We start from the raw sequence: 1,400 nt of genomic DNA, 5'->3' as shown, positions 1-1,400 counted from the left end.
TCCGGTGGTCGGGCACACCCGTCCGCGTCAGCGCGGGCGAGCGGTGCCCTGCGGGCGGCGGGTCCGGGCGGCCGTCCCGATGGGGCGGGGGCTGAAGGGGGTCGTGCAGGGGTGGTGTCCGGAGCGTAGAGCGTGATTTGTGGCGCATCTCGGCGGTGGCTCCGCGTCTGGGGAGTACGCGCCGTAAATCATGCAGCGCAGGACACGACCCCGGAACGGCCCCCGGCGACCACCGCAACCAAGACCGCCAACCGAACCGCGCCGGACGGCGACACCGCAGCGCAGGACACGACCCCGGAACGGCCCCCGGCAACAACCGCAACCAAGAACCCGCAACCAGAAACCGCGCCGGACGGCGACACCGCGTCACATCGTGAGGCCGAGTGACGTCGCCGCCGCCAGTCCCACCGACGTCAGCGACGACGCGTCGGGCAGCCGCGTCAGGGACGGCGCCTCCGGGCGGTGCATGAGCACCGGGACGTACTCCCGCGTGTGGTATGCGTGGCCGATCGTCGGGTCGTTCCCGTGGTCGCCCGTCACGATCAGCCGGTCACCCGCGCCGTCCAGCAGCCGTAGCAGCGCCCCGAGTCCCGCGTCCGTCTGCTCCAGTACGTCCCCGTACCGCTCGGTGTCCTGCTGGTGGCCCGCCAGGTCCGTCTCCTGGACGTTCGCGACGACAAGCCCGGGGCCGGGGGCCCGTACTGCTTCCAGCGTGCGGGCCAGGACGTCGGCCGTCGCGACGCACGGGCGGCGCACCGCCGCTTCGCAGACCAGGATGTCCGCCGCCTTGCCGACGAGCGTCACCGGGATCCCCGCGCGCGCCGCGACGTCGGGCAGCTGGCGGGTGTGGTCGACGGGCGCGCCCAGGTGCTGCACCTGGAGGCCGCCGTTGCGGTAGAAGCCCGTCGCGGGGGTGTCCAGGCCGACCGTTCCGCCGTCGCCGTCCCGTACGTACGCGGGCAGCGGCCCGTCCGCGTGGCCGCCGACGGCGATGACGCGGGCGACGGGCGCCACGGACCGTACCGTGCGGGCGATGGCCAGGATGCGGTCGAAGGGCAGGTCCTCCAGGCGTCCCGAGGCGTTCCAGTTGATGCCGGGGTCGGCCTCCAGGTTGTCGTGGACGAGGACGGCGCCGTCCACGACGAGCAGCGGGCGGCCGTCCAGCGGCGACACCTCGTGGCCCGCCGCCTTCAACGCGTGGGTCACCTCGGACAGATGCTCGGCCAGCCGGGCCACCGTGACCCGGCTGAAGTCGGCGCCCATCATCGTCTGGTGCCCGGCGAACGTGTCCGCGCCGGGGTAGCCGAGCGCCGCGCGGCCCACCGCGACCGGCAGCGCGGTCGTGGCGGCGAGGCCGGGGTGCGGATGGACGACGCCGAGGCCCAGCGCGCCGAGCGTCG

The 1,400-nt window shown here is 74.6% G+C and carries 1 protein-coding gene; it reads right to left on the bottom strand.

The window, feature by feature from the left end:
• Window positions 1–366: 366 nt before the first annotated feature.
• On the bottom strand, window positions 367–1,400 hold a 1,034-nt coding region (locus HY68_RS02455; protein WP_063779606.1), incomplete at its 5' end, for a phosphopentomutase.

The sequence above is a fragment of the Streptomyces sp. AcH 505 genome, from assembly GCF_000818175.1.
GTDB lineage: Bacteria > Actinomycetota > Actinomycetes > Streptomycetales > Streptomycetaceae > Streptomyces.
The sequence above is the reverse complement of the archived record's forward strand: the minus strand, read 5'-3'. Positions and strand labels throughout refer to the sequence as shown.